The organism is Actinacidiphila glaucinigra (assembly GCF_900188405.1).
Classification (GTDB): domain Bacteria; phylum Actinomycetota; class Actinomycetes; order Streptomycetales; family Streptomycetaceae; genus Actinacidiphila; species Actinacidiphila glaucinigra.
Genome location: NZ_FZOF01000002.1, coordinates 515,119 through 539,836, shown reverse-complemented (window position 1 = coordinate 539,836; position 24,718 = coordinate 515,119). Strand labels below are relative to the sequence as shown.

The window sequence follows — 24,718 nt, the reverse complement described above, 5'->3', positions numbered from 1 at the left end:
GTCACCCGGCGCGCGGCAGGGGTTTGGCGACGACCCGCACCAGGACGGTGCGGGTCGTCGCGTTGTGGCAGGCGTCGGTGATCGTGGCGGTGAACGCGTCGGTGCCGGAGAAGTTCTCCCGCGGGGTGTAGGAGAAGAGGCCGTTGGCCTGCTGGACGAGGACGCCCCGCACGGGTTCGCTGTGGGCCGTGACGGTCGTCCCCTTCCCGGTGACGCCTTTGAGGACGTCGCCGGTGGCGTGGCCGTGCGGGCCGGACGTGACGCGCAGCCGCCCCGGTACGAGGACGGGCCGGGCCACCACGTAGACGCGGTGGGCGGCCTGGTCGGAGACGTAGAGCCGTCCGCCGGGGGCGAGGGCGGTGCCCCAGGGGCGGTTCAGCGGGGCGGTCCCGGAGGTGCGGGCGCGCGGGGACGGGTAGAAGAGGGAACCGTCCTCCGTGACCGCGAGGCCGTGGACGTCGCCCGCGGTGAGCCGGGCGGCGCCGGGCACCGGGGTGGCCCGGCCGTCGTGGTCGATGCGGCGGACGCGGCCGTCGACGACGGCGTAGACGTTGCCGCCCCCGTCGGCGGCGAGGGCGCCCACGGTCGTGCCGGCGAAGTGGCGGACCGGGGCCTTGCCGCCGGGTGGGATCCGCCGCAGGCCGCCGCCCGTGCCACCCGAGACGTACACGGAGCGGTCCCCGCCGACGGCGACGGCGTCGTGGCGGCCGGCCTCCGTGAGCAGCGTCTTGGTGCCCTTGCCGTCGGGGCGTAGGGAGACGGCCTTGCCCTCGCCGGAGACGTAGACCGTGCCGTCCGGGCCGACCGCGAGGCCGTACGGGGCGAAGTCGGTGGTCGCGAAGGTCGCGATGACGGGCGCGGCACCCGCCGCGCCCGGGGTGACGCGGCGCACGGCGCGGTTGGCGGAGTCCGCGATGTAGAGGCGGCCCGCGGCGTCGGTGGCGAGCCCGGCCGGATCGTGCAGGGTGGCCGCGGTGGCGGCGGCACCGTCGCCGCCGCGGCCGGGCGTGCCGGTGCCTGCGAAGGCGACCGGGGCGCATCCGGCGACGGGGGGCGCCGGCGCGGCGGTGCCCGGGGCGGGGGTGAGCAGGACGCCGGCGGCCGCCAGCAGGGCGGTGGCGAGGGCGGGCCGGTGACGGCGGCCGGGCCGTCCGGGGGGTGGGCGCACGTCGAGCTCCGCGGGGGTGAGGTGGGCGACCGGTACTGACGGGACGTCATCAATGTGGCAATCCCGGCCGGTCCCGGCGCGCCGGGTGACCCATCGGGGGGTCGCCCGAACGGTGGCGCCCGCGCGCCGGGGGGCTCGCCGGTGGCCCCGGTGCCGCGGTGCGCGCCCGGGCGGACTCGCAGAATTCACCTCGGCGCCCTTGTCATGTCTGGTTCTACGCGCGTAACTTGAGCCGGTCCGCCGTGCGCTGCCCGTCGTCGACGGGCTGTTGGACCCCGATAGGAGAAACCCTCGTGCCGATCGCCAGACCGAGCCGACACCGCAACCGCGCCGCGGCGCTCGCGCTCATATCGACCGGAATCGCCGCGTCCGTCGTTCTGACCGGGCTGCCCGCCGCCCACGCGACGCCCTCCAGCCAGGCGGTCGTCGCCGAGGTGTACGGCGGCGGTGGCAACTCCGGCGCAACGCTGACCAACGACTTCGTGGAGCTCGCCAACGCCGGCTCGGCCGCGTACGACCTGGCCGGCTACAGCGTGCAGTACCTGCCCGGTTCGCCGTCCGCCGCCTCCAAGTGGCAGGCGACCGCGCTGACCGGGGCGATCGCCCCCGGCGGCCGCTACCTCGTGTCGGAGTCCGCCGGCACCGGCGGCACGACCCCCCTGCCGGCCGCCGACGCCAGCGGCTCGATCGCGATGAGCGGCACCAGCGGCACCATCGCCCTGGTCAACGGCACCACCCCGCTGACCTGCATCACCGCCGCCGACTGCGCCGCCGACCCGCGCGTGGTCGACCTCGTGGGCTTCGGCACCGCGGTCGTGCGCGAGGGCAGCGGCCCCGCGACCGGCGCGAGCAACACCGCCTCCGTCGCCCGCGGCGCGTCCCTTGCCGACACCGACGACAACGCCGCCGACCTCACCGCCGGCGCGCCGACCCCGGTCAACGCCGCCGGGCAGACCCCGGGCGGCGGCGGCACGGACCCGACGCCCGACCCCGAGCCGACCGAGCCCGGCACCACCCGGATCCACGACATCCAGGGCACCACCCGGGTCTCCCCGCTCAAGGGCCAGACCGTCACCCGGGTCCCCGGCATCGTCACCGGCGTCCGCACCACCGGCTCAAAGGGCTACTGGATCCAGGACCCGGAGGCCGACGCCGACGCCCGCACCAGCGAGGGTGTGTTCGTCTACACCGGCTCCGTCACGCCCACCGTCGCCGTCGGGGACAAGGTGCTGGTGACCGGCAAGGTCTCCGAGTACTACCCGGGCACCGGCAGCCAGTCGGTCACCGAGGTCACCGCCCCGACCACCGCCGTGCTCTCGGCGGGCAACGCCCTGCCGGCCCCCGTCACGCTGGACGCGGCCACCGTCCCGGCCGCGTACGCGCCCGACGCCGCCGGCGGCAGTATCGAGGGCCTGCCGCTCGACCCGGCCCGCTACGCGCTGGACTTCTACGAGGCCCACGAGGGCGAGCTGGCGCGGTTCTCCGACGCCCGCGTCGTCGGCGGCACCACCCAGTACCACGAGGTCTGGGTGACGGTGAAGCCGGACGAGAACCCCACCCGCCGCGGCGGCACGGTGTACGGCTCGTACGACCAGCCCAACACCGGCCGCATCAAGGTCATGTCGATCGGCGCGGGCGCCGACGTCCCGGCCGCCGACGTCGGCGACCGGCTGGCGGGCACCACCACCGGCGCGATCGACTACGACGGCTTCGGCGGCTACAACCTCCAGGCCACGCAGCTGGGCACGCTGGTCGACAAGGGCCTGGAGCGCGAGGTGACCCGCAAGCAGAAGGGCGGTGAGCTCGCGGTCGCCACGTACAACGTGGAGAACCTCGACCCCACCGACCCCGCCGACAAGTTCGCGCGGCTCGCCGACGGCGTCGTCACCCACCTCTCCTCGCCCGACATCGTGGCGCTGGAGGAGATCCAGGACGACAACGGCGCCGCCGACGACGGCACCGTCGCCGCCGGCCAGACCCTGCAGAAGTTCACCGACGCGATCGTCGCGGCCGGCGGCCCCCGCTACAGCTGGCGTTCCGTCGACCCCACGGACGGCACCGACGGCGGTGAGCCCGGCGGCAACATCCGCCAGGTCTTCCTCTTCAACCCGCACCGCGTGCAGTTCACCGACCGCGCCGGCGGCGACGCCACCACCGCGGTCAAGGCGGTCAAGACCCGCAAGGGCGCCGAGCTGTCGGTCTCCCCGGGCCGGATCAACCCGGGCAGCGAGGCGTGGAACGCCAGCCGCAAGCCGCTGGTCGGCGAGTTCCGCTTCCACGGCAAGCCGGTCTTCGTCATCGCCAACCACTTCAACTCCAAGGGCGGCGACCAGCCGCTGCACAGCGTCAACCAGCAGCCGGTGCGCAGCTCCGAGACCCAGCGGAAGCTGCAGGCCACCGAGGTCAACACCTTTGTGAAGTCGCTGCTCGCGGCCGACCGCGACGCCAACGTCGTGGTCCTCGGCGACCTCAACGACTACGAGTTCTCCGGCACGGTGTCCACGCTCACCTCGGGCGGCGTGCTGAAGGACCTGCTGACCACGCTGCCGAAGTCGGAGCGCTACACCTACGTCTACGAGGGCAACTCGCAGTCGCTGGACCACATCCTGCTCAGCCCGGCGCTGCGCCGCTTCGACTACGACGTGGTGCACATCAACGCGGAGTTCGCCGACCAGGCGAGCGACCACGACCCGCAGATCGTCCGCATCAAGCCGGACGGCTGCTGACGCACCCCCGTCGAGGGCGGCACCGGCGCGACGCCGGTGCCGCCCTCGCGGTGTCACCGGGGGTCGGGCTCCGGGTCGGGGAACCCGCTGGCGGGTGTGCCGGAGCCGGTCCACGCGGCCAGCAGCTGCAGCGCCGCCTCGGAGGTGGAGCCGGGCTCGGCGGTGTGGATGCACACGAGCTGGTCGCTGTCGCCGGGGAAGAGCACGTGCTCGTACGACAGCGTCAGGTCGCCGACGACGGGGTGGTGGTAGAGCTTCACCCCGTGCGACCGCTGCCGCACGTTGTGGTCGGCCCACCAGGCGCGGAACTCGGCGCTCTTGATGGTCAGTTCGCCGACCAGCTCGGTCAGTCCCGGGTCGTCGGGGTGGCGGGCCGCGTCCAGCCGCAGGGCGGCGACCGTCTCGGCGGCGTGCTTGTCCCATTCCCGGTAGAGGTCGCGGGCCGCGTCGTCGAGGAACATGAAGCGGGCGAGGTTGCGGTCGCGGTGGGGCAGCGTGTCGAAGTCGGTGAGCAGCGTGCGGGCCATGCGGTTGGCGGCCAGTACGTCGGTGCGGCGGCCGATGACGAACACCGGGGTGAGGTCGCCCAGCAGGTCCAGCACGCGGTGGACCTCCGGGCGCACCCGCTGCGGCCGCACCGGCCTGCGGCGGGGCGGCGTACGGTGCCGCGCCAGCTCGAAGAGGCAGGCGCGCTCGGCCGCGTCCAGCCGCAGGGCCCGGGCGACGGCGTCCAGCACCGCCTCCGAGACATTCAGGTGCCTGCCCTGCTCCAAACGGGTGTAGTAATCGGTGCTCACCCCGGCCAGCCGCGCCAGTTCCTCCCGCCGCAACCCCGGCACACGGCGCGGCGCACCGCTGACGGTGATGCCGGCGTCCTGCGGGCTCAGCCGGTTCCTGCGGGCCCGCAGGAAGTCCCTGAGCTCGGCGTTGTGCTCCATGTGTTCCAGTATGGGCGGCCGATCATGAGGCGGCCCGGCACGGCCGGACGGGCCGGCTGCCACCCGGACGGAGGGCTCTCCGCGAGGCGGTCCGGCCCTTCCATCCGCTCCGGGAAGCGGCCAGGCGTCCGGGCGGCCCGCGCCGGCGGTTCCACGCGCGGCGGCTCCCCGTGAGCTCGTCCGTCTCCTGCGTGCAGCCGTTGGCCAAGACTCCAGGACCGGGCGGATCCCTTTTACCGGGGGCACTCGGGCATCGGGCGCACCGGGCCGCCGCCGGACGGGGTGCCCCGGCCCCCCTCCGGACGCCGCGACTTCCTGCCCGGTACACACAACTCCTCGCACAAGGCGTGTGAATGACGGTACGTCAGCGTAGGCTGGGAATGAGGGGAGGCGTCATGGACACATACGTGACCATCGAGCTGGAGGGCGGCAAGGACTCGGCGGAGGACCTGCGCAGACTGGAGGTCTGGCTGCGGGCCGACGAGGAACTGGCGCCGCTGGTCGTCCGCAGGGAGCGGCCCGCCGGCGAGAGCATGGGCGTCGCCTACGACCTGCTGCTGATGATCCTCCAGGAGACCCTGCAGACGACCGCGCTCACGCTGCTCCGAGCCCTGCGCAACCACCTGCGCAACCAGCCCGGCGACTCGCTCAGCGTCACCGTCCGCGCCGGCGACGTGGAGTGCGTCCTCACCGGCAGGGACGCCCTGACCCGAGGCGAGCTGGAGGCGATGGCGGCCCGTATCCGCCAGACGCTGGAGAACTAGATCCGGAGGAAGACGGCCCTGGGGAGGTCCGGCGGGCATGCCGTACGAACCGTTCGCGTCCCGGTCGCGGGCGGTCCTGATCGGGGTGTCGCAGTACGAACACGCCCGCGACTTCTCCAACATCCCCTCCGCCCGGGCCAACGTGGCGCGGCTGCGCGCCGCACTCGTCGCCGGCAACCTCGGCCGGTTCATCCCGCGCACCGTGGAGACCCTCACCGAGCCGCGCACCCGCGACCGCGCGCTGCGGCTGATCGGCACCGCCGCCGCCCAGGCCCAGGACCTGCTGCTGGTCCACTTCACCGGGCACGGCTACGTCGACCTGGGCACCGGTGAGCCCGAGCTCTACCTGATGACCCGGGAGTCCACCAAGGACGGCGCCCGCCTGGACGGCATCCCGTACCGCGACCTGCTGAAACTGCTCGCCTCCTCGCGCGCCGAGCGCGTCGTCCTCGTCCTGGACTGCTGCTACTCCGGCAACGCCGGCCTGGTGCCGCTGCCCGAGCGGCCGTTCTCCCTGATCACCTCCTCGGCGGTCGGCTCGCGCATCCACAAGGGCGACGGCATCGACCCGACGCCCTTCACCGGCGCCCTGGTCCGGGTGCTGAGCGAGGGCACCGACCCGTACGACCCGGTCACCGTGCAGCGGCTCGGGGTCCGGCTGCACGAACTGGCCGGCGAGTACGCCGCCACGCTCGACGAGCGCGTGGACTACGACCCCTGGTTCCCGACCGAGCGCTCCAGCAACAGCGCCGGCGACACCGTCCTGTCCCAGGCCCGGCTCGCCCCGCGCCCCGCCCGCGGGGCCCGCGGGCTGGCGCCGCTGCGCCGGCTCGCCCAGTACGCCGGTTTCACCTGGACGTGGACGGCGGGCCCCCACCAGCCGCTCTGGCACCGGGCCGTCGGCGTCGGCACCGCCCTGGCACTGCTCGCGGGCGGCGTCACCGGCTGGACGTGGGCGCACCGCCCCGCGCCGCTGTGCCCCGCCCCGCTCGAACTGCGGGTGCTCACCTCACCGGAGACGCGCGCCGCGCTCACCTCCGTGCTGGACGCCTTCCAGGACAGTGAGGCCCCCGGCACCACCGCCTCGCTCGGCGGCCGGCCCGAGGGCTGCGGCCAGATCAACACCACCGTCTACGCGGCACCGTCCGACCGCACCATCGCCGCCTTCCGCGCCTCCGCCGCCTGGGCCGAACCGGAACGCGCCTGCGAGGACGGCGCGGACTGCGCGCTGCCGCTGCGGGACGTGGGGCCGCACCCGGACGTGTGGATACCGGCGGCCGGCACCGCCCTCACCCAGGTCGTGGCCGAGACCCGGCGCCCGGAGAGCGTCGTCGCCCTCGGCCGGCCGGCCACCCTCGCGCACTCCCCGGCCGTCGTCGCCGCGACCACCTCGCTGGAGGGCGTCGGGCGTACCGGCAGCACCGCGCAGCAACTGGTCGACGCCGCCCACGCGCAGGACGTGGTCGTCCGCAGCGCGGAACCGCACTCCTCGGACGCCGCCCTGGACCAGTTGCTGCACCTGAGGCCCGGCACCCGGGTCACCACCGACGCCGTGCCCCCGGCGGACGACCGGGCCCTGGCCTGCTCCGCCCGCACCTGGCTGGTCGAACGGCGCGGCACCCAACAGGCCCTGCTCACCGCCGAGTCCACCCTGGCCGGCCTCGTCACCCCCGCCCTGGAGTCCCGTCCTCCCTGCCTGGGCAACCAGTCCGACCCGTACACGGCCTACTACCCGGCCGACGTGCCGCCCCTCGACCTCACCCTCGTACCGGTGACCTGGGAGACCGGCCGGGCCGACCGCGCCGACCGGGCTGAGGCGGTGCGCCGGCTCGCCGGATGGCTCGGTTCCGGCCCGGGGCAGCGGGCGCTGGCCGCGCAGGGCTTCCGCACGGACGTCAGCGGGACGGACGCGGCCGGCGACACCCCGCTGGACAGCGCCGTCTTCGTCGCCGACCCCCCGGCGGGCGGCGAACCGGCCACCCGCGCGGACATAGAGGCCGCGCTGCGGGACCACGGCGGGGCCGCCGGCACCCGGCGCGACGTCCTCTTCGCCGTCGACGTCTCCAGCTCCTCCTACTCCGGCGCCAACGTCCCCGCGGTGCGCTCCGTCCTGGCGCGCGCCTCCGGCTACCGGTACGGCATCGCCGCGGTGCCCGGCCGCACCCTCCTGCCGATCGGGTCGAACGACGCGGCCGCGCGGGACGCCGCGATCCGCGCCCTGGCGCCGGTCGAGCGGGACGCCCCCGTGGCCGCCGCCCTGCGCCGGTGGTCCCGCACCCTCGCCGATTCCCCCGGCGCCCTGATCGTCCTCATCACCGACGACGAGGACAGCGCCCGCGAGGATCCGCCGGACGTGGACGTCCCCGTGCTGGTGGTGTCCCTGGAGAGCTACGGCTGCTCGCTGCGCTTCAACAAGGCGGTGACCGAGGGCGGCGGCGCCTGCCTCGCGGCCACGCAGGACCTGCCGAACCGGGTCGCGGAGACCATCACCCGCCTCACCTCGGGAGGGTCATGACAGCCATGGGCCCCGCAGGCGCGGGCGGCGCCCTCCGGCCCCCGCGCCCCGCCCGCCGCCGGCGCCGCGCCCTCGGTGTGCTGCTCCTGCTGGCCACCGCGGCCTGCGGCGGCCCCGCCACCGCCCCGGCCCCCGAACCCGACCGCTCCCGGCCGCTGATCGTCGCCAGCGACGCCGACCTCACCGCCGGCGGGCAACCCGGGGTCCGCCGCGCCCTGATCGACCAGTGGAACCGGCGCAACCCGGACCGGCCCGCCCGGCTCGTCGAGCTCCCCTCCGCCTCCGACGAGCAGCGCAGCGAGCTGATCGGCGCCTTCCAGTCGGGCACCGCCGCGTACGACGTGGTCAACCTCGACATCAGCTGGATCGCCGAGTTCGCCGACAGCGGGCTGCTGCGTCCGCTCGACCCCGCCCTCGTCGACGGGGACTTCCTGCGCCAGGCCGCGGACGCCGGGCGCTGGAAGGGCCGCACGTACGCGGTGCCCTTCAACACCGACGTCGGCCTGCTGTACTACCGCACAGACGACCTCGCCAAGGCCGGCCGCCGCCCCGCGGACCTGCGCGGCTACGCCAAGATCGGCGACCTGCTCGCCGACGTCCGCCCGCTCGGCCACGCCGCCTACACCACCCAACTGCGCGCGTACGAGGGCCTGACCGTCAACACCCTGGAGACCTTCTGGACCGCGGGCGTCGAACTCGTCGACGGCGACGGCCGCTACATCGGCACCGAGGACGGGCTGCGCGAGGGCCTGGACGAGCTCGGACGGCTGGGCGCCGCCAACAACCTCAACCCGGAGTCCCTGGAGGCGGACGAGTCGGTCACCCTCGCCCAGTTCACCGAGGGGCAGAGCGTGCTGATGCGCAACTGGCCGTACGCCTACAACCGGCTCGACGCCACCCTCGCCCCCGGCGTCCGCTTCGGCGTGGCCCGGCTCCCCGGCGTCGCCGCCCTGGGCGGGCAGAGCCTGGGGGTGGCGGCCACCAGCGACCGCCCCGGCGACGCCGCGGACCTGATTCGCTTCCTGACCGGACGCGACGCCCAACATGCCCTGCTCAGCGCGGGTTTCGCCCCCGCGCGGCGCTCTGCATACGGGGCCGGGGATGTCAACTGTGACGATCCTCACGACCCCCGTGCCTGGTTCTACGACCGCCCCGCGGGCCGCGGCTCGGAGCCCTCGCCCTCGCCGTCCGCCGCGACCCCCGGTTACACGACCCTGCTGCGGTGCGCGCTGCAGGCCGCCAGGGCCCGTCCGGCGACCGCGCACTACGTCACGTTCACCCGGGTCCTGCAGCGTGAAGTGCACGGAATGCTCGCGGCGCACCGGTCGGCCGACGCGTCGGCCGAGCGCCTGGGCGGCCGTCTGGGGCGTGCGCTCGGCGGCCGGGGTCCGGGGTGACCATCACTCCTCGTGAGCGCGGCACTCCCTTCCGCATAACGACTGATGCACACTCACATTTCCCGTAGGTCACGGCAGTCACGGCCCAATGTCCGCTTATGTCCTGTCCATCCGCATAGATTCCCGTCATGAACTCGCTTGAGTGGCTTGGAATTGGCGGGCGCCTCTATTAACGTTCGATAACGCAGCGCGGTCATCCCGCCGCCGACAGGGCGGCGCCGTGCGCTTGCCGAATCCCGTCCGCGGGAACCGGGGAACCACTTCCTGGGGTGAATCGGGGGCCGTTCGCGGTCCTCGTAGGAGACCTTCCTGCTCCGAACCCGTCAGCTAACCCGGTAGGCGAGAAGGAAGGAAAGGAGCGCGCCCGCGTGGCGTCGAACGAGCCTGCCCTGATACCCGGACAGCAACAGGGGTCCGCGACCGCGTACTCCGAGTGGGACACCGCCGAGTGGAACATCGCCGCCGGCTGGAATCCCCCGGCAGCCGAGCAGGCACCGCCGACGAAGAACGCCATCGACGGCTGGGACACCGGCCAGTGGAACATGGCCGCCGGCTGGCTCGACGCGGCCGCCGCCGAGACCTCCTCCCCGGACGCCGGCGCCGCGCAGCCCGAGGCCGCCGGTCCCGAGGCGTACCAGGCCCCTGCCGCCCACCCGCGGCAGGAGGACATCGAGGCCTTCGAAGCCTTCGGGAGCCCCCGGGACGTCCAGGACGCGCCCGTCGAGGACCCGCAGGCCGAGCCGTGGAACCCCACGGAGGAGTCCACCGGCCCCCGTCGCGCCCGGCACCGCGTCGCCAAGCAGCGTTCCATGGGCCGCGGTTCCGCGGTCTTCGGGGTCGCGGCCGTGGCCGTGCTCGGCGTCGGAGGGGTCGCCACCGCCGAGGGCAAGAACCCGCTCCCCGTCTCCCTCCCCCATCTGCCCGACGCGTCGCAGCTGCCCGGCATCGGAGCCCTCGTCGAGGACGACAGCGCGCCCGAGGCCAAGCAGGTCGCCGGGGCCCTGAGCCCCGGCGCGGGTGAGGCACTGCGCAACCGCATCCTCGACCAGGCCCAGCAGCAGCGGACCGCCGCCGACCGGGCCGCCAGGACCGCCGCACAGCAGGAGGCGTCGGCCAAGGCCGCCAAGTCCGCCGCGCAGGAGCGGGTCCGCGCCGAGGCCGCCGCCAAGAAGAAGGCCGCGGCGGAGGCCGCGAAGAAGATCGAGGCCGAGCGCCTGGCCGAGCTCGCCAAGAGCTTCGTCAAGCCGGTCTCCTCGTACTCGCTGACCGCCGGCTTCGGCGAGTCCAGCTCGCTGTGGGCCAACACCCACACCGGCCAGGACTTCGCCGCCCCGACCGGCACCCCGGTCAAGGCCATCCACAGCGGCACCATCACCGAGGCGGGCTGGGCCGGTTCGTACGGCTACCGCATCATCCTGACCCTCGACGACGGCACCGAGCTCTGGTACTGCCACCTCTCCTCGATGATCGTCACCTCCGGCAAGGTCAGCACCGGTGACACCATCGGCCGGGTCGGCGCCACGGGCAACGTCACCGGTCCGCACCTGCACCTCGAGGTGCGCCCCGGCGGCGGCGACCCGATCGGCCCGATGGGCTGGCTGCGCAGCAAGGGCCTGTCCGTCTGAGGCGAGCGGCCGGGACCGGCCGCGGCCGGCCGCGGCTCTTCACGGTCGGCCGTCAACGGCCGTGCACGACCACACGAACTCCGGCGGTCCTGGTGACACCCCCCGTCATCCAGGGCCGCCGGTCCGTGTCTACGGGACGACGAAGTTGTAGAGCTCGGAGATCCTCGGCGGCCCGCTCGGCTCAGGGAAACCGGACTCCTTGGCGGCGGGCATCATGATCTCCATGAAGGCCTCGAGCGCCTGAGCGGACTGCCAGACGTTCACCAGCCGCAGCCCCTCGTTGGTGATCACGGCGGCATGGGAGAGCAGGCCCGCGGGCGGATGCTCGGGCCCGAACCCCGCGCGGTGGTTCGCCTCCTCGTACTGCAGGGCCGTCACACCGGGGAACTCGACCTCCGCCAGGACCGGCATGGGAACCTCCCGCCTCCCACCGACACGCCTACGCCCCAATTTCCTCCGGCTGCACCCCGGCCGCAATCCGGAACCCGGCCGGAGCCGGGCCCGAACGCGGCCGGAACACGCTCAGAGCCCTTCCAGCCGTACGTCCGCGGAGTCGCAGGCCGACGTCTCGTCGGCGTACACCTCGCAGACCGGCCGCCCGTCGGGGGTCATCGTGTGCTCGACCTCCCAGAGGCTGATCTCCTCGCCGGTCTCCAGCAGGAAGGCGTGCTCGTACAGGGTCCAGCCGGCGACCCGGCCGGTGCCGATCCGGGTGTGCCGCCCGGTGACGTACGCGATGTCGTGGCCGACCGCCGAACCCAGCCGGCTGCGCAGCTCCTCGCCCGGCACGTCCGTGTTCTCGGCGCGCCGCAGCACCCGCCACGCGTGCTCGGCGGAGTGGTCCTCCGTGTACTGCCGGGGCCCTGGCGTCAGGTCCATCGCCAGCTGCGGCAGCCGCGCCAGCCAGTCCGCCGCCTCCGCCTCCAGCTCCTCCGGGGAGGGCTCGCCGAAGCGCGCGTCGATCATGTGCTGCGCGGCGGCCAGCGCATCCGGGTCGGAATACACCTCGTACAGCGGTTCGTCGCTGCCGGGGCCGGTGTTGTGCTCGATCTCCCACAGCATCTGCGTGCTGCCGTCGGCCAGCAGGAACGTGTGCCGCAGCGTCCTGCGGCTCAGCCGGCGCGGCGGGCCCTTGCGCTGGCGGAAGGACGCCAGCTCCGTGCAGCCCATCAGCGCGGTCGCCAGCCGTCCCAGCACGCGGTCGTCGACGTCGAAGGCGTTCTGCGCCCTGGCCAGCACCACCTCGACGTCCGCCGGACCCGCCCCACCTGGTCGCGCGTTCCCCATGCGGTCCTCCTGCTCACGGCATTCCCCGCGCACCATTGCGAGCACTCAGCGTAGTGGCATCGACGCTCTGCGCGTCGGGTCTCACGGAAAAATGGTGCACCCCCACCCGTAGGAGGCGCGTAAGACGCCAAACGCACGCCCCCTGCTGCCACTATGCGCCCATGCGCGCACTCTTCGTAGGCCTCTGCACTCTCGATGTCATCACGCTCGTCGACCACGTCCCGGCCCCGAACGAGAAACTCACCGCCCGCACCCAGACCGTCGCCGCCGGCGGCCCCGCCACGGGCGCCGCCGCCACGTTTGCCCACCTCGGCGGCGAGGCCGTGCTGCTCACCGCCTTCGGCGGCCACCCTCTCGCCGGCGCGATCGACGCGGACCTCGCGGCGCTCGGCGTCGACGTCATCAACCTCACCGCGGACTCCCCCGAACCCCCCGCGGTCTCCACGATCCTGGTCACCGCCGCCACCGGCGACCGCGCCGTCGCCTCGACCAACGCGGCCTCAGGGGCCTCCGTCTCCCCGCCCGGAGACCTCTCCGTCCTGGTCGGCGACGCCGATGTCGTCCTCGTGGACGCCCACCACCCCGCCCTCGCCGTCCCCGCCGCCCGCCTCGCCCGCGCCGCCGGGGTCCCCACCCTCCTGGACGCGGGCAGCTGGCGTCCCGCCACGCCCACCCTGCTCCCTTACGTCGACGTCGCCGTGTGCTCCGCCGACTTCCACCCCCCGGGTACCACCACCCCGGCCGAGGCCCTCGCCTTCCTCCACGACGCCGGCGTCCGCTGGACCGCCGTGACCCGGGGCGCGTCCCCCATCCTCCGGCCCGACGGGCAGATCCCCGTCCCCGCCGTCACCCCTGTGGTCGACACCCTCGGCGCCGGCGACGTCCTCCACGGCGCCCTCGCCCACCACCTCGCCACGCACATCACGACCCGCCTCACCCCGCCGTCCTTCGACGCCGCCCTGGCCTTCGCGGCCACCGTCGCCTCGCGCACGTGCGGTTCGTTCGGCACCCGGGAGTGGATGCGCGCCTGAGGGCTCCCGGGCCAGGTGCTCAGGACCGCCCGCGGCTCCGCCCCGCGAACAGCGTGAACAGCACGACGCTCACCCCGAGCACGGCCCACCCCACGGCCGTCTCCGACAGCGAGGTCTGCGTTCGCTTCGGCAGCAGCGACAGGCATCCGAGCACGACGAACATCGCCCCCAGGTAGCTGAGCCCCGCCGTCAGCACCCACCGCATCATCCGGCCCGACCGCGCGTTCGGCGACTTGTTGCCCATGGGGATCCCGCCCTGTTCCTCGACGATGCCGCGACACCCGGGGGCCCACGCTCCGGCCCCTCCGCAGTGCTTCAACGCCCGCCCACGGTCCCCGACACGGGCGCACGAAGTCACGAATTCACGGGTGTTGCTCACGGGGCTGGTGTGAATGGGCTAGCGGTGGTCGGCGGGGTGGCACGGATTTACCGCTCGCGGCGGCCCCGGAGGGCCAACGCTCCGGCCGCGAAGATGACGACTGCGGTGGCGAGGACGGTCCAGAAGAATCCCGACTCCTGAAGGGACCGCAGAGCGTCTTGGGGAAGCAAGGCGAAGATGAGTAGGACCAATCCAGTTGCGAGTGCATAGCTCACTCCCGCGCCCAAGAGAACGCGCAGTGCGCGGGATGCCAGCGAGGGGTGCATTTGAGAGGGCATGGTCGCTCCGGCTGTCACTCGGTGATGAAGTGGCATTGCGACGCGCGCTTGGTGCCAGCGACGAAGAAGTCCGCACACGCCTTGCCGTAGTGCTTCAACGTGCGGTGCGTCGTGTCGACACGGCCGATCGAGCTGTGCAGCGTGCACTTGCGGTGCGTTTCGCCCTTGCTGATGAGGTAGACACGGCCATTCGTGTCCGAGTAGCGCCAGTCGATACGCCAGTTGCACCAGTTACCGCCGGCGCTGTCCATCCCGAAGCTGTCCTGCACGGATGCTTCCTGGCGGTTCACGTTCCTGCCCGACCCACGCACGAAGTGGCCGAGAGTGGTGGTGGGGAGGCAAAGCTCCTGCCCCTTGGCATCCATGCAGAAGCCGACCACCTTTGCGTACCCCACGGCGCTCGCGGATGCAGGCGTTGAGAAGCTGATCACCGTGGCGACCGCCGTAGATGTCGCCAGGGCGGCCTGCGACACGTAGCGCGTCACCGCGTTGACTCGGCCCATGGGGGTTCCTCCGATGCTCTTGATGTCCTGACGCACCAGCAACGGCGGATCCGATTCGGGCGATACGTGGTGTTGCGTGCCGGTGACAGAAGGTCGCTCGGGGGAGTGGTGCAGGAACCTTTAAGCCACAGCTCTGCAACGGAGGCCCGGGATAGACCGCTGGCCAGCGGGGTGCTGCTCAGCGACCGATCGACCGGACGCCTGCCCCGGTCGACCGGTCTTTTAAGCACCGGACTACTCGCCGGGTGCCGCCACGATTGGTTCGTCGGCGTGGCTGGAGTTCCGTGCGCGGAACCGCACCAGGCGGCGGGTCGAGTCGGTAGCGGAACGGGGCGGAATCAGGGTGAAGGCCATGACCAGCTTGGCGGGGTCGGCGTGGCCGCCAGAGATTGCCGCGCGCACATCGGCGTCCGTCGTGCCCTCGACGACGGGGTAGACCAGCGCGACGCCCGTATTCGGCCCCGCATCCGCGTTCCCAATGGCTACGGGGCCGCCTCCGGCTGCTGCCGTATCGATGAGGCGCTGGGCTGCTGTACGGTGCTCCACACTCGCAATGCGGCCGAAGGACGGCTTCCCCGGCTGACGGCTGCGTCGGACCAGCGACAGAGGGACGGAGCCGAGGACCGAAGCCTCCACGCGATTCGCCTGGGTGAGCTGGGGCGCGATCAGCAGCCAGTCGTCGACCTTGGCGAGCGTCCCGTCGAGCTGTGCCAGGTATTGGAGGTGCGGCTGGAAGATCCCGGGGCGCTCCCACTCCAGTGAACTGAGCACGGCGATGAGCGCCGAATGCGTAACTCGCGCCGTCAGGGCCGAAAACGTCCGTGCCAGTCCACTACTGCCGTCCGGCGGATTGGTGAAGTCCGCCGTGTGTCCGGAGAAGGTGCCGAGCAGAGGCTGCCACCGCTCCGTGTTGCGGCGTAGCGCCGCCGGATTCACGGGATACGCCGCAGGCTCGACCGGCCTGCCCGGCGAGCGCACTTCGACCAGTTCTGCGTTGAACATCTTGTTGCGCGCGGAAGGCTTGACCCACGAGAGGTGCTGGGCGACGAGGGGCGGTACCTGGGCGGGCGTGACCTGAGGCTTCCCGTCCACGAGAATGGAGTACTGAGTGAGCTGTTGCCGGAACAACTCCTCGTCGCGGCAGATCGCTTCGAAGGCCTCGTAGAGATCCGCGGACGAGGTCTTCGTCAGCGCCTCTTCGCGGCCGATGAAGAGGCGTACGAGATCCCGGTAGCCGGGCCGGAAGCCGAACCACCGGCCCATCTGCATCAGCGTGTCCGCTTGACGCGTGGTCCGGCGGTAGTACGTGATGGTCAGCCCCTCGACGGTGAAGCCTCGGGACAGCTTGGTACCGCCGACCAGGATCTTCCAGACGTTGGGAGTCCTGTCGAAGTCGAGGTCGATCTGCGCGAAGTCACGGTCGGAGTCACCATTGACGATGACGACGGGGTTTCCGCCCTTCGAGATGAGCTGCCGGGCGCGGCTGACGAAGGGACGAAGTTCCTCGTACGACGCCGGGCTGGGAAGGCCCTCGGCCCTTGCGGCCGACACGGGACCGAAGTCACGCGCCCAAAGGTCTGCGAGACGGGCGTGGCCCTCGCTGGAGGAGTAGCCGGCCGCGTGCCACATCGAATTGATGCGCTGTGCGAGGGCCGCGTGTTCGGCCATCCTGACTGATTCGTGGACCAGCATCGTGTGATGCCGGAAGGGCTTGTCGGACACTCCCTGTGCGGCTCGGAAGAGCTTGAGGGCACCCGTGAGCACGAAGGCGTCGATGGCTTCCCCGAGACGGTCATCTGCACCGTCGTAGATACCGCGGACGTGTGCCATCTCCTGGGAGTTGGCAACGGTGCGCTCATCCAGCCGGAGCGGTGAGTCTAGGTCGTGGAAGTCCTGGACGCCCATGTACCCGGCTGGCCGGGGCAGCGAGATGAGGAAGTCGCTGGGAAAGACGTCCTCCGCGTCGCCCGGGTCGACGAAGACGTTCGCGAATGGCGTGGCTGTGTAACCGACGTACTGCCCGCGCGGGAGGAGGCCCAGGAGCTGCGAGATGAGCCCGTTGATGGCCGTGCGCTCGGTCGCACCTTGCGCCCACTGCTTCGGGTTCGATGTGTTCACCGAGGCTTGGTCGGACTCGTCGTCGATGATGAGGGCAGGCAGCTCGCCGAGAATGCCGTGGATCTGCTTGAGGTCCTTCACGAGCTTCGTCAGAACGCTCTTGTTCTTCTTGACGACCATCACGCGTGCGGCCGCACGGTGCAGGTTGACCGAGTCGTAGAGCGGCAGTGTTGGCTCGCGCTTCTCGAATTCCAGCGCCCGGATGCCCTGCGCCAGGCTGATGTAGTCCCTGTCACGGGTGGTGAGGCGTTCGATGTCGAAGGCCCGCAGCGCGGACGGCCGGTCACCGTGGCGCACGAAGTCCGGCCAATCGTCGTCGTACCCGGCGTAGTCGATGCCCACCAGCGAATCTGGGTCCTCCGGGTCAGCTCCGCGGAGGATGTTCTCCTGGCCTATGAGCTCCATGTCGAGACGACGCTGTGTCTGGGCGCGCAGAAGATTGAGGGTGCCGCCGAGCACGATGACGAGACGGTAGCCCGCGTCGATGGCCTTCGCGGTCACCCCGGTGAAGTTCGCCGTCTTGCCGGACTGGACGTATCCCACCACGAGGCCCTTGGACTGGCGTACGGCGGCTTGCTCAGGGTCGGCGAGCCGTTCCACGACCGACCGGCTCGCCTCGTCGAGGCTTGCGATCGCAGACTCTGACCAACCCTTCTCGCGGAGCTTGCGTTCGTAGGCTGTCCAGTAAAAGGAACGCGCCGCCGCCCGCTCGGAGGTGTACCAAGGCGTATGCTCCCGGGCGATCACGGTCACCGGCGCGATGTGTGCCACGGGCACGGCCGTGCCGAGCACCTTGCGCAGATCCTCACCGAAGCGCAGCCGGTCGTACACCGCGGTGCGGCGCTCGTCGGTACGGGCTTCAGTGCTGGGGGACCATCGCGGTTGTTCTTCGAAGTCCCACTTGGTCAGCGCACGGGCCCACAGTGCCGTCAGCGCCCCTCCCGCAGCCTCATCGTCCACGAGCCGTGTGCGGAAGGCCGCCTCGCTGAGATCGGCCTCCGGGAAGTCCTCATCCGCGGCAAGTGACGCCCACTTCTCGAAGTGGCCGGGACTGGCTGTCATCCCTGCCAGCGCCGAGGTGTGGACTTCAAGCAGTGCGTCGCTCAAGGGGGTTCCTCTGGTGTATGCGGCCCGGGGTGCCGCTGGTGGCGTGGTCAGGAGATGGTGCGGGCGCGGCGCTCACGTTGTGCGAGTACGGAAGCCATCAGGATGCTGTTCCAGTACTCGATGCGGTCGGCGCGCTTCTTCTCCCACCGGCCGAGCCCGAAGCAGTCCTGCAGGAGCAGATACATCAATGTCTTGGTGACCGGCGCGTCGTTGGACCCGCCGCGCTTGCCGTCGTTGAAGTCGTCCCTGAAGGTCTTGTTGAGCAGGATCGCGTGACCGTCACGGTCCAGGTCGAAGAAGCGGTCGTCGGCGAGCGTGACCCACTCGATGCGGATCGGGTCCTCGCCTCCCTTGACGGGTAGCTCTTCCGCCACCGCGCGCTTCACCTTCGGATCAACGCCCTTGCCAGGGGGGATCACGGAGGGGCGTTCGACGACTGCTCGTGACGCGCCCTCGCGATAGACCTCCTCCGCGTCAGCCAGATAGGCGGCGAAGAAGGTCCCATTGCCGTCGGTGGCCTTCTCGACGCCCCGGGTGAAGGCGGGGGTGACCTCGACCCCCTCCTTCTTCACGGTCAGGCTGAACACCTCGTTCGAAGCGGCCGGCAGGTCTACCGCGATCCTGGCAAGAACGAGATGGCCCTCCGGGCTGCGAAGGTTGCTCCACCCACCGGCCTGCACGAGCCGGTCGTTGCGGTAGAAGTAGAAACCCTGTCGTTCGAGGAGCGAGCCGATCTGGCGGAACCCCGCCTGCTTCGACTTGGCAGGCCAGATGTGCGCCCGCAGCCCGACCTCACCCACGCCTTCGACTCCGGCTTGGAACGTCCGGGGGTAGCCGGCCTTGCCGGGTACCTTGCTGGCGAACGGGTCGAGCGGGTCGACACTGATGTGGTCCGTCTCCTCCCCGGTTTCCACGTCCCAGACGGCTATGTCGAGGTTGAGCCCGTTGGTCAGGAAGCGGTGCAGGTGCAGACCGAGGTGCATCTCCAGCCGGGATATCGCCTCCGACAGGAACTGGTCGCTCTGCCCGCGGGCCACGGTCTCGAAGGCACGTACCCGGTCCCAGCGGACGATCGTGCCGTGCCACTCGATCAGCCCGTCGTACACGTCGATCTGTCGTTGCGCGAACTCCGGATCGACCATGTCGCAACGGAAGCCGTCCTCGATGCCTTCGGCGGTGAGCTTCCGGCCGGCCGCACGGCTGCGCTTGGTGCGGCTGATCACCGTAAGCGAGCGGGCGTGGGAGAGGGAAGCAGCCTTGAGCCCGGTGCCGTACATACCGAGCGCCTGTCCGCCGTAGTCACGGCGGCGGCCTACGGTCATGGAGTCGTCGAGCTCCCGGTCGTCCATGCCACGGCCGTTGTCGAGAACGAGCAGCGACACGATGCGTTCGCTGTCACGCAGGAAGTGCACCACGACCGACTCCGCGCCCGCGTCGATGGAGTTGTCGACGAGGTCCGCTATGGCCGCTTCGAAACCGTAGCCCTGATTGGTCAGGGCTTTCGCGTACCCTGCGTCCGGTGGAAGCCGGGTGCTGCCGTTCGTAGGGACGTCGTACTGCCAGCTGGCGGGCAGTGCGGGAGAAGAAGACATGCGCTCGTGGTTCCTCGGACAGCGACGGGGCAGGCTGGCGTGGCCGGTCTTCAGCTTCGGCTAGTAATGATGAAGATATTGCGAAGACCGTACACAGAGGGTCTTCTATACCGAACCCGGCACCCAGGGGAAGCCCCAGGCTTAGCTCGGGTCATCGCGACCCAGCTGCAGGACTACTCTCGGAAACATGTCTGACGCTGCGGAATGGGAAGCTCCGGAGGGATCTTGGGCGTCGTCGGCGGCGCGCCGACGCAACATGCAAGCCATCCGCAGCCGGGACACGAAGCCCGAACAGCTGATCCGCCGGCTCGTGCACGCCCGCGGCCTGCGGTACCGCGTGGCTGCCCGCCCACTTCCCGACCTGCGACGCACGGCCGACCTGGTCTTCCGGCCGGCCAAGGTAGCCGTGTTCATTGACGGGTGTTACTGGCACGGCTGCCCGGAGCACTACAAGGCGCCGAAGGTGAACCCCGGGTACTGGTCCGACAAGGTCACCCGCAACGTGGCGCGGGACCGAGACACCGACGAACGTCTCAAGGAAGCTGGGTGGCTCGTGCTCCGCTTCTGGGAGCACGAGCCATCAGGCATCTGCGCCGACCAGATCGCTGCGACGGTCATCGCCCGGCGCGTGGACCTTGGCCAGAAGTGAGTCGTCTAGGGTGTCCTGAGTTCCGTACGGGTCGGTCGCATCTTCCCCATTGCTTGAGGCGAGTACGTACCCCTCAAGCAGGCTGTCCGCTTCCGCTGGGCGGAGGACCGCGGCAATCGCCCTGCCGATGGCCTCGGCAACCGGCGGAGGGAAGGCGTTCCCCACTTGCCGGTAGCGAGCGGTCTTGCCGCCCTGGAAGTCCCAGTCCTCAGGGAATCCCTGCAATGTGGCGGCCTGCCGGACGGTGAGCATGGGGCCCGCAGGTCGGAACAGGTCTCGCTCCGGATCACACTTCTCCGGATCGTTGGCGACGCCGTTCCCGTCTACGCCCAGCTTCTTCCAGGCATTTTTGGCTCTGGTCGGGCCGAGATCTGCACCGCCGTGCTTCTTGGAACCACCGACGAGCGTGGGGGCGACGGCCGATCCACCAGCCTTCGAGTGCCAGGTTTCAAAGGCCCTGTCAGCTGCCTGCTTCGCTTCCTTTGGCGCAGTCTCCGCGTATCGGTCATAGCGCTCGCGCATCGACTTAACCAAGGCTTCGCGGAGTTCCAGCGTATCGCCGGCAATCTTCTCCGGCCAAATGAACTCTCGGCCGTTCAGGCAATCCTCACGAATAGCTACCAGGATTGCTCGGGGGCGAAGCTGCGGTACCCCGAAATTGGCCGCATCGACGCGCCTCCAAACCTTCTGCATTTCGTGGTTCTGGTCTTCGACCGACCAGTGTTCTTTGATCTTTGGTACTGAGTAGCCGAATTCGGCAAGTTTGCTCAGGATTGATCGACGGTAGCCAATGAAAGTGTCGGGAGGCTCAAGGATGCCGCGTACATTCTCGATCATGATGGCCTTGGGTCGCAGCCTTTTGATGATTTCGAGAGCGGCGGGGAAAAGATCTCGCTCATCGTCAGGACCCAGCTGCTTTCCAGCGAGAGAGAAGGGTGGGCAAGGGACGCCGCCTGCCAGGAGATCCAGGTCATCGAGATCTTCAGTAGAAAGTTCCTCGAGCTGTTCAGAAGAGAGGAATTTTGTTACGTCCTGCGGGGTGAGGCGCTCTGCCTTCTCTTTGCTCCAGCCCGGCCACCTGACGGCGTTGGCCTTGAGGGTAGCCACCGCGTGGGCATCCCATTCAACGAGGGCGAGGTGCTGGAAGCCGGCCTGGTGCAGTCCTACGGCCTGTCCGCCTGCCCCTGCACAGATCTCGATCGAGGTCAGAGGCTTAGAAGGCTCTCCCGGACCGCTATCAGCCATCGGCGTGCTCCTCGTGGTGTGGCGCAAAATAATGCCACGCTACCAGAGGCGATCAAGTGCGGACTGCCTGGTTCCCCACACGTGGTCGGGCGCCCCGGTCCAGGGCGTGCAACGGAGAACCGGGGCAGCTCAACACGTCAGGAACTTCCCCGGATGTGATGGAGGAGGGCTTCGATGTCGCTCGGGGCCAGACCTGCCGCGACAGCGGGCTCCTCCTCGAGGTCGGCCAGCTGCTGCACCGTGGGGTCATCGAGGATCTTCCCCATGAAGTCGAGCTTCTGCTTCAGGCGCGCTTCCACGACCTCGTCGATCGTGTTGCGCACCGCGAGCACGGTGACTCGTGTGTCGGTTCCCGGCGCCAGGCCGAGACGATGGATGCGGTCCAGGCTTTGGAGGTATCGTCCAGCCATGAAGTCCCGGTCCACGTAGACGGCGTCGTGACAGACATGGTGCAGCGAGATTCCCTCACCGAGAGTGGCGGGATTCGAGATCAGCACCATGCAACTCGGATCCTCACGGAATCGCCGGAGCTGTTCCTCCCTGTCCGGTGTGCCGCCGTACACCGTTGCCGGCGCGTACTTCGCGAAGAGCCGTTCCAGGGTCGTCAGACTACGGACGAACGTGGTCCACACGAGGGTCTTGCGCCCCCGGGCAGCGTTCTCAGCCACGATCGCGATCGCTTCCTGATACTTCGGCGACAGCTCGTAATCGGGCAGGTTCTGCAGAAGCGAGTAGAGCGAGTCACTCTTGGGGATCTCCAGCGGGGGCAGCTGGTAAGCCAGCGGCTCGTAGCGGCTTGTGCCTTCGAGAAGTAGCGCCGGGCTGGTGGCTGCCATGAGAAGCCTCAGGGCGGTCTTCCCCAGAGCGCTGAGATCGTCGCGGGCGTTACCACCCGATCCCTTCACCAGTGAATCGTAGATCTCTTCATGCAACGGTGGCAGGTCTACGTAGCGGATCTGGGTGTTCACGGGCGGCAGGCCAAGTTCTTGCTTGGTGGTACGAGTGAAGAGAGGCCGGAGGACGGTACTCGCATGACCGAGGTCGCCGCCTGCGACGGCCTGGACGACGCTGCGCTGCCCGTGTCCCGGCCAGACGAAGCCGAGCAGGCTCTCGAGATCCTTCGAGCCGTTGGGTGCCGGAGTTCCGGTGAGGATGAGGCGACGGCGGGCGAGAGGGCCCAGGGTCATGCACGCGGCACCGTAGGTGCCACGTGCCCCGAGCTTCATCCGGTGGGCCTCATCCAGGATGATCATTGCCGGACCTGCCTGCAGCCATGCGGCGAGCAGGCCCAGAGAGCGGTCCAGCCGCTCGTAGTTGACGATGAGGACTTCCATCCACTGGTCTTGCGTGTCGCCGCCGAGGACGTTTGTGCGCAGCGGCTGCCTGAAGCAGGCCGCGGTTTCGTACTGCCAGGATTCGTAGGCTGACTTCGGGCATACGACGAGCAGGCGGCTGACCTTCCCCGCCGCTCTCTGGGCCGCGTAGACGGCCAGGGCGACACGGGTCTTGCCCGCACCGGGAACGCTGAAATTGGCCCCGTGCTGGAGCGACAAGAGCTTGGCGATGTCCCGTCGTTGGAAGGTGCTCAGCTCGGCGGTCCAGTCATCCCCGAGCAACGCCGGCACGTCGTCAGGGGAGACTTCCGCGCCGTGCTCGGCTGAGCTGAGCCGCCGTTTGACGGTGTTCGCGTCCTGGACGATGCCCACGACGAGCGCCTGCAGTTCGGGAGCCCACTCGACACCCGTGGCGTGAGGCCAGCTCCCTAGCGCACTGAGGTCCGCCAGCAACTCGTCGAGCGCGACGGAAGCAGAGAGAGGGCCGAGCTGGCCGCCCGTACGGAAACGGGCGGCCAGCCGGACGAGTTCGTGCCGGTACTGCTCGGTGGTCGTCAGGACGACCTTGGTCCTGGATGAATCGAAGTCCAGGCGAAGGGAGACCCCGGACGTGGTCACTGCGTGCCTCCGGAAGCGGCGGCGTCGACGAGCCAGGCAACGCCGTCCCCCGGGTTCGGCATGCCACGTCCAGCTTGTTGAGCGAGCTTGACGAGGCTCTCGCGGAGCTTCACGACAGCGTCATCGAAGGCTTCCTCGTCAAGGGTCCGCTGCGCACGTGCCTGCACGAGCTCCACCACACACTGGTCAATGCACGCGATCGCCTCTCCGAGCCGCGCCGGCGCGAGCTGCTTGCGCTTCCGGATGCGCGCGTCACGGCCGGCCGCGTCGATAGCGGAGTCGAAGGCCTTCTCGGCGTCGTCGAGGAGAGCCTGAGCCTCGGCCTTGTCGGCATCGAGCAGGTCGTCACCGGTGCGTACGGTGGCGGCGGCGCGGAGTATCCGGTCATTGAGCGAGCGGGCGGACGAGACCTCGGACGATGCCGCGGGGACGCTGATCCCGAGACCCGGGATCGCCACTCCGTCGGGTTCCCCGGCCGCTCCTGCCCCAGACACGCCGGCCGGCATGGTCTTCTCCAAGTACTGTGCCTTGAGGAAGTCCTCGTCGATGTGCCGTACGTCAGTCTTGGAGAACCCGAGGAGAATGGCCGCGAGCCGCCACTCCTTCAGTACCTCCGCGGCGTCGTGGTCGAGTGTCTTGAGCTTCTCGTACAAGCGCTGGAGCTCCTTGAGCTTCTCCTGGTCGCCTTCCCAGTCGACCAGCCTGAGTCCAGTCCCCCCGCCGCTGCGGCTGCGTTCGATGAGGTCCTCGATCACGCTGAGGATCCAACGCTCCTGGTGGTACGTGGGGGTCTTGATCCGGAAGTCCTTGGCGATCGCCTCAGGCGTTCTGCCCAGCTCCGCCTGCTCCTTCATGGCGAGGAGCCGGTTGATGTACGAGTAGTCCCGTCGGTGGTCCTTGCGCAGCTGCAGCGACAGCTCGACGGCGTTGATGTCCGACCAAGTGAAGGATTCAGGGAGTACCCCGACGCGCATCGACTGGATGCCCAGTTCGCGGAGGGCGGCGGCTCGGGTGTTGCCATTGACCAGGATCCCGTGATGGGTCACGAGGCCAGGGTCGTTCTGCCCGAAGTCCTTCAGGCTCTCCTTCAGCTTGTCGAATTCCGGGTCCCGGAGGCTCGGATTCGTGGGCAGAACGCTCAGCAGGTACTGCAGGTAGTTCTGACTGTCGTCGCACCACGCGTCCTTGTCGAGCACCGCGTCCCGCGCCGGGTCGTGGCTGCGCTGGGCACGGATGCGGTGCGTCCCAGGATTGAAGTAGAGCGACTTGACCGGGAGGTCGATGACCTCGACGTGGGCCTGCTGCTCGTTCCAGTCGATGGTGACCGTTTCACGGGTGCCACCGGCGCTCTTCACCTCCTCCAGACGCTTCTTGATCAGCTCGCTGAACTCAGCCGCTCGCGGCGGCGGCGGAAACTTCCGCATTGTGTGTTCCCTCCCCGTTG

General features: G+C 70.3%; 18 protein-coding genes and 1 riboswitch. Of the genes, 7 read left to right on the top strand and 11 right to left on the bottom strand.

The window, feature by feature from the left end; translation table 11 throughout:
• Position 1 precedes the first annotated feature (1 nt).
• Complete coding sequence (locus CHF15_RS06425) at positions 2-1,168, bottom strand: Ig-like domain-containing protein (RefSeq protein WP_089222618.1); 1,167 nt, start codon at positions 1,166-1,168, stop codon at positions 2-4.
• Between the two features lie 347 nt (positions 1,169-1,515).
• Here CHF15_RS06425 and CHF15_RS06420 point away from each other — a divergent pair, with 347 nt between their 5' ends.
• On the top strand, positions 1,516-3,894 hold the full coding sequence (locus tag CHF15_RS06420; protein WP_179279684.1) for an endonuclease/exonuclease/phosphatase family protein: 2,379 nt from the start codon (positions 1,516-1,518) through the stop codon (positions 3,892-3,894).
• Positions 3,895-3,947: 53 nt separating this feature from the next.
• Here CHF15_RS06420 and CHF15_RS06415 read toward each other — a convergent pair whose 3' ends face one another.
• Positions 3,948-4,832, bottom strand: a complete 885-nt coding sequence (locus tag CHF15_RS06415) for a helix-turn-helix transcriptional regulator (RefSeq protein WP_089222616.1) — start codon at positions 4,830-4,832, stop codon at positions 3,948-3,950.
• 395 nt (positions 4,833-5,227) lie between these two features.
• On the opposite strand from CHF15_RS06415, the gene CHF15_RS06410 reads away from it, so the two are divergent.
• From CHF15_RS06410 to CHF15_RS06395, 4 genes are all read left to right on the top strand, one after another.
• Positions 5,228-5,596, top strand: a complete 369-nt coding sequence (locus tag CHF15_RS06410) for an effector-associated constant component EACC1 (protein WP_089222615.1) — start codon at positions 5,228-5,230, stop codon at positions 5,594-5,596.
• A gap of 37 nt (positions 5,597-5,633) precedes the next feature.
• Complete coding sequence (locus CHF15_RS06405) at positions 5,634-8,111, top strand: caspase, EACC1-associated type (protein WP_089222614.1); 2,478 nt, start codon at positions 5,634-5,636, stop codon at positions 8,109-8,111.
• Positions 8,108-9,508, top strand: a complete 1,401-nt coding sequence (locus CHF15_RS06400; RefSeq protein WP_089222613.1) for an extracellular solute-binding protein — start codon at positions 8,108-8,110, stop codon at positions 9,506-9,508. Before CHF15_RS06405 ends, CHF15_RS06400 begins: the two co-directional genes overlap by 4 nt.
• Before the next feature lie 217 nt (positions 9,509-9,725).
• Positions 9,726-9,865: riboswitch (cyclic di-AMP (ydaO/yuaA leader) on the top strand.
• Positions 9,866-9,876: 11 nt separating this feature from the next.
• Complete coding sequence (locus tag CHF15_RS06395; protein WP_089222612.1) at positions 9,877-11,133, top strand: M23 family metallopeptidase; 1,257 nt, start codon at positions 9,877-9,879, stop codon at positions 11,131-11,133.
• A gap of 129 nt (positions 11,134-11,262) precedes the next feature.
• Here CHF15_RS06395 and CHF15_RS06390 read toward each other — a convergent pair whose 3' ends face one another.
• Positions 11,263-11,544: a hypothetical protein gene (locus tag CHF15_RS06390; RefSeq protein ID WP_089222611.1), complete on the bottom strand. Its 282-nt coding sequence runs from the start codon at positions 11,542-11,544 to the stop codon at positions 11,263-11,265.
• A gap of 111 nt (positions 11,545-11,655) precedes the next feature.
• On the bottom strand, positions 11,656-12,420 hold the full coding sequence (locus tag CHF15_RS06385) for a DUF6227 family protein (protein ID WP_089222610.1): 765 nt from the start codon (positions 12,418-12,420) through the stop codon (positions 11,656-11,658).
• Positions 12,421-12,581: 161 nt separating this feature from the next.
• On the opposite strand from CHF15_RS06385, the gene CHF15_RS06380 reads away from it, so the two are divergent.
• Complete coding sequence (locus CHF15_RS06380) at positions 12,582-13,451, top strand: PfkB family carbohydrate kinase (protein WP_089222609.1); 870 nt, start codon at positions 12,582-12,584, stop codon at positions 13,449-13,451.
• A gap of 19 nt (positions 13,452-13,470) precedes the next feature.
• Here the strand turns inward: CHF15_RS06380 and CHF15_RS06375 are convergent, their stop codons facing one another.
• From CHF15_RS06375 to CHF15_RS06360, 4 genes are all read right to left on the bottom strand, one after another.
• A complete protein-coding gene (locus tag CHF15_RS06375; protein ID WP_089222608.1) occupies positions 13,471-13,695 on the bottom strand; it encodes a hypothetical protein in 225 nt (74 codons plus the stop codon).
• A 427-nt stretch (positions 13,696-14,122) separates the two neighbouring features.
• Entirely contained in the window at positions 14,123-14,611 is a 489-nt protein-coding gene (locus tag CHF15_RS06370) for a hypothetical protein (protein WP_089222607.1), read from the bottom strand.
• A gap of 234 nt (positions 14,612-14,845) precedes the next feature.
• Positions 14,846-17,836, bottom strand: a complete 2,991-nt coding sequence (locus tag CHF15_RS06365) for a Z1 domain-containing protein (RefSeq protein ID WP_410169621.1) — start codon at positions 17,834-17,836, stop codon at positions 14,846-14,848.
• Positions 17,837-17,883: 47 nt separating this feature from the next.
• On the bottom strand, positions 17,884-19,428 hold the full coding sequence (locus CHF15_RS06360) for an ATP-binding protein (RefSeq protein WP_089222606.1): 1,545 nt from the start codon (positions 19,426-19,428) through the stop codon (positions 17,884-17,886).
• Positions 19,429-19,615: 187 nt separating this feature from the next.
• Here CHF15_RS06360 and CHF15_RS06355 point away from each other — a divergent pair, with 187 nt between their 5' ends.
• Positions 19,616-20,077, top strand: coding sequence for a very short patch repair endonuclease (locus tag CHF15_RS06355; protein WP_089222605.1), 462 nt, complete (start codon positions 19,616-19,618; stop codon positions 20,075-20,077).
• On the opposite strand, the gene CHF15_RS06350 is transcribed toward CHF15_RS06355, so the two are convergent.
• The 3 genes from CHF15_RS06350 to CHF15_RS06340 all read right to left on the bottom strand — a co-directional run bounded on the left by CHF15_RS06350 (position 20,009) and on the right by CHF15_RS06340 (position 24,698).
• A complete protein-coding gene (locus tag CHF15_RS06350; RefSeq protein WP_089222604.1) occupies positions 20,009-21,322 on the bottom strand; it encodes a DNA cytosine methyltransferase in 1,314 nt (437 codons plus the stop codon). The two genes, CHF15_RS06355 and CHF15_RS06350, sit on opposite strands and share 69 nt — an antisense overlap.
• Positions 21,323-21,459: 137 nt before the next feature.
• The gene (locus tag CHF15_RS06345; RefSeq protein WP_089222603.1) at positions 21,460-23,274 is read right to left on the bottom strand and encodes a DEAD/DEAH box helicase; all 1,815 of its coding nucleotides are present in this window, start codon (positions 23,272-23,274) and stop codon (positions 21,460-21,462) included.
• Positions 23,271-24,698 (bottom strand): ParB N-terminal domain-containing protein, encoded by a 1,428-nt coding sequence (locus tag CHF15_RS06340; protein WP_089222602.1) that lies wholly within the window; start codon positions 24,696-24,698, stop codon positions 23,271-23,273. Before CHF15_RS06340 ends, CHF15_RS06345 begins: the two co-directional genes overlap by 4 nt.
• Positions 24,699-24,718: the final 20 nt, after the last annotated feature.

Bases quoted from the DNA above. Each gene is read 5' to 3' on its own strand.
- CHF15_RS06350 (WP_089222604.1), bottom strand. From the start codon at position 21,322: ATGGCTGATAGCGGTCCGGGAGAGCCTTCTAAGCCTCTGACCTCGATC.
- CHF15_RS06370 (WP_089222607.1), bottom strand. From the start codon at position 14,611: ATGGGCCGAGTCAACGCGGTGACGCGCTACGTGTCGCAGGCCGCCCTG.
- CHF15_RS06405 (WP_089222614.1), top strand. From the start codon at position 5,634: ATGCCGTACGAACCGTTCGCGTCCCGGTCGCGGGCGGTCCTGATCGGG.
- CHF15_RS06400 (WP_089222613.1), top strand. From the start codon at position 8,108: ATGACAGCCATGGGCCCCGCAGGCGCGGGCGGCGCCCTCCGGCCCCCG.
- CHF15_RS06360 (WP_089222606.1), bottom strand. From the start codon at position 19,428: ATGTCTTCTTCTCCCGCACTGCCCGCCAGCTGGCAGTACGACGTCCCT.
- CHF15_RS06355 (WP_089222605.1), top strand. From the start codon at position 19,616: ATGTCTGACGCTGCGGAATGGGAAGCTCCGGAGGGATCTTGGGCGTCG.
- CHF15_RS06385 (WP_089222610.1), bottom strand. From the start codon at position 12,420: ATGGGGAACGCGCGACCAGGTGGGGCGGGTCCGGCGGACGTCGAGGTG.
- CHF15_RS06375 (WP_089222608.1), bottom strand. From the start codon at position 13,695: ATGGGCAACAAGTCGCCGAACGCGCGGTCGGGCCGGATGATGCGGTGG.
- CHF15_RS06390 (WP_089222611.1), bottom strand. From the start codon at position 11,544: ATGCCGGTCCTGGCGGAGGTCGAGTTCCCCGGTGTGACGGCCCTGCAG.
- CHF15_RS06380 (WP_089222609.1), top strand. From the start codon at position 12,582: ATGCGCGCACTCTTCGTAGGCCTCTGCACTCTCGATGTCATCACGCTC.
- CHF15_RS06410 (WP_089222615.1), top strand. From the start codon at position 5,228: ATGGACACATACGTGACCATCGAGCTGGAGGGCGGCAAGGACTCGGCG.
- CHF15_RS06340 (WP_089222602.1), bottom strand. From the start codon at position 24,698: ATGCGGAAGTTTCCGCCGCCGCCGCGAGCGGCTGAGTTCAGCGAGCTG.
- CHF15_RS06415 (WP_089222616.1), bottom strand. From the start codon at position 4,832: ATGGAGCACAACGCCGAGCTCAGGGACTTCCTGCGGGCCCGCAGGAAC.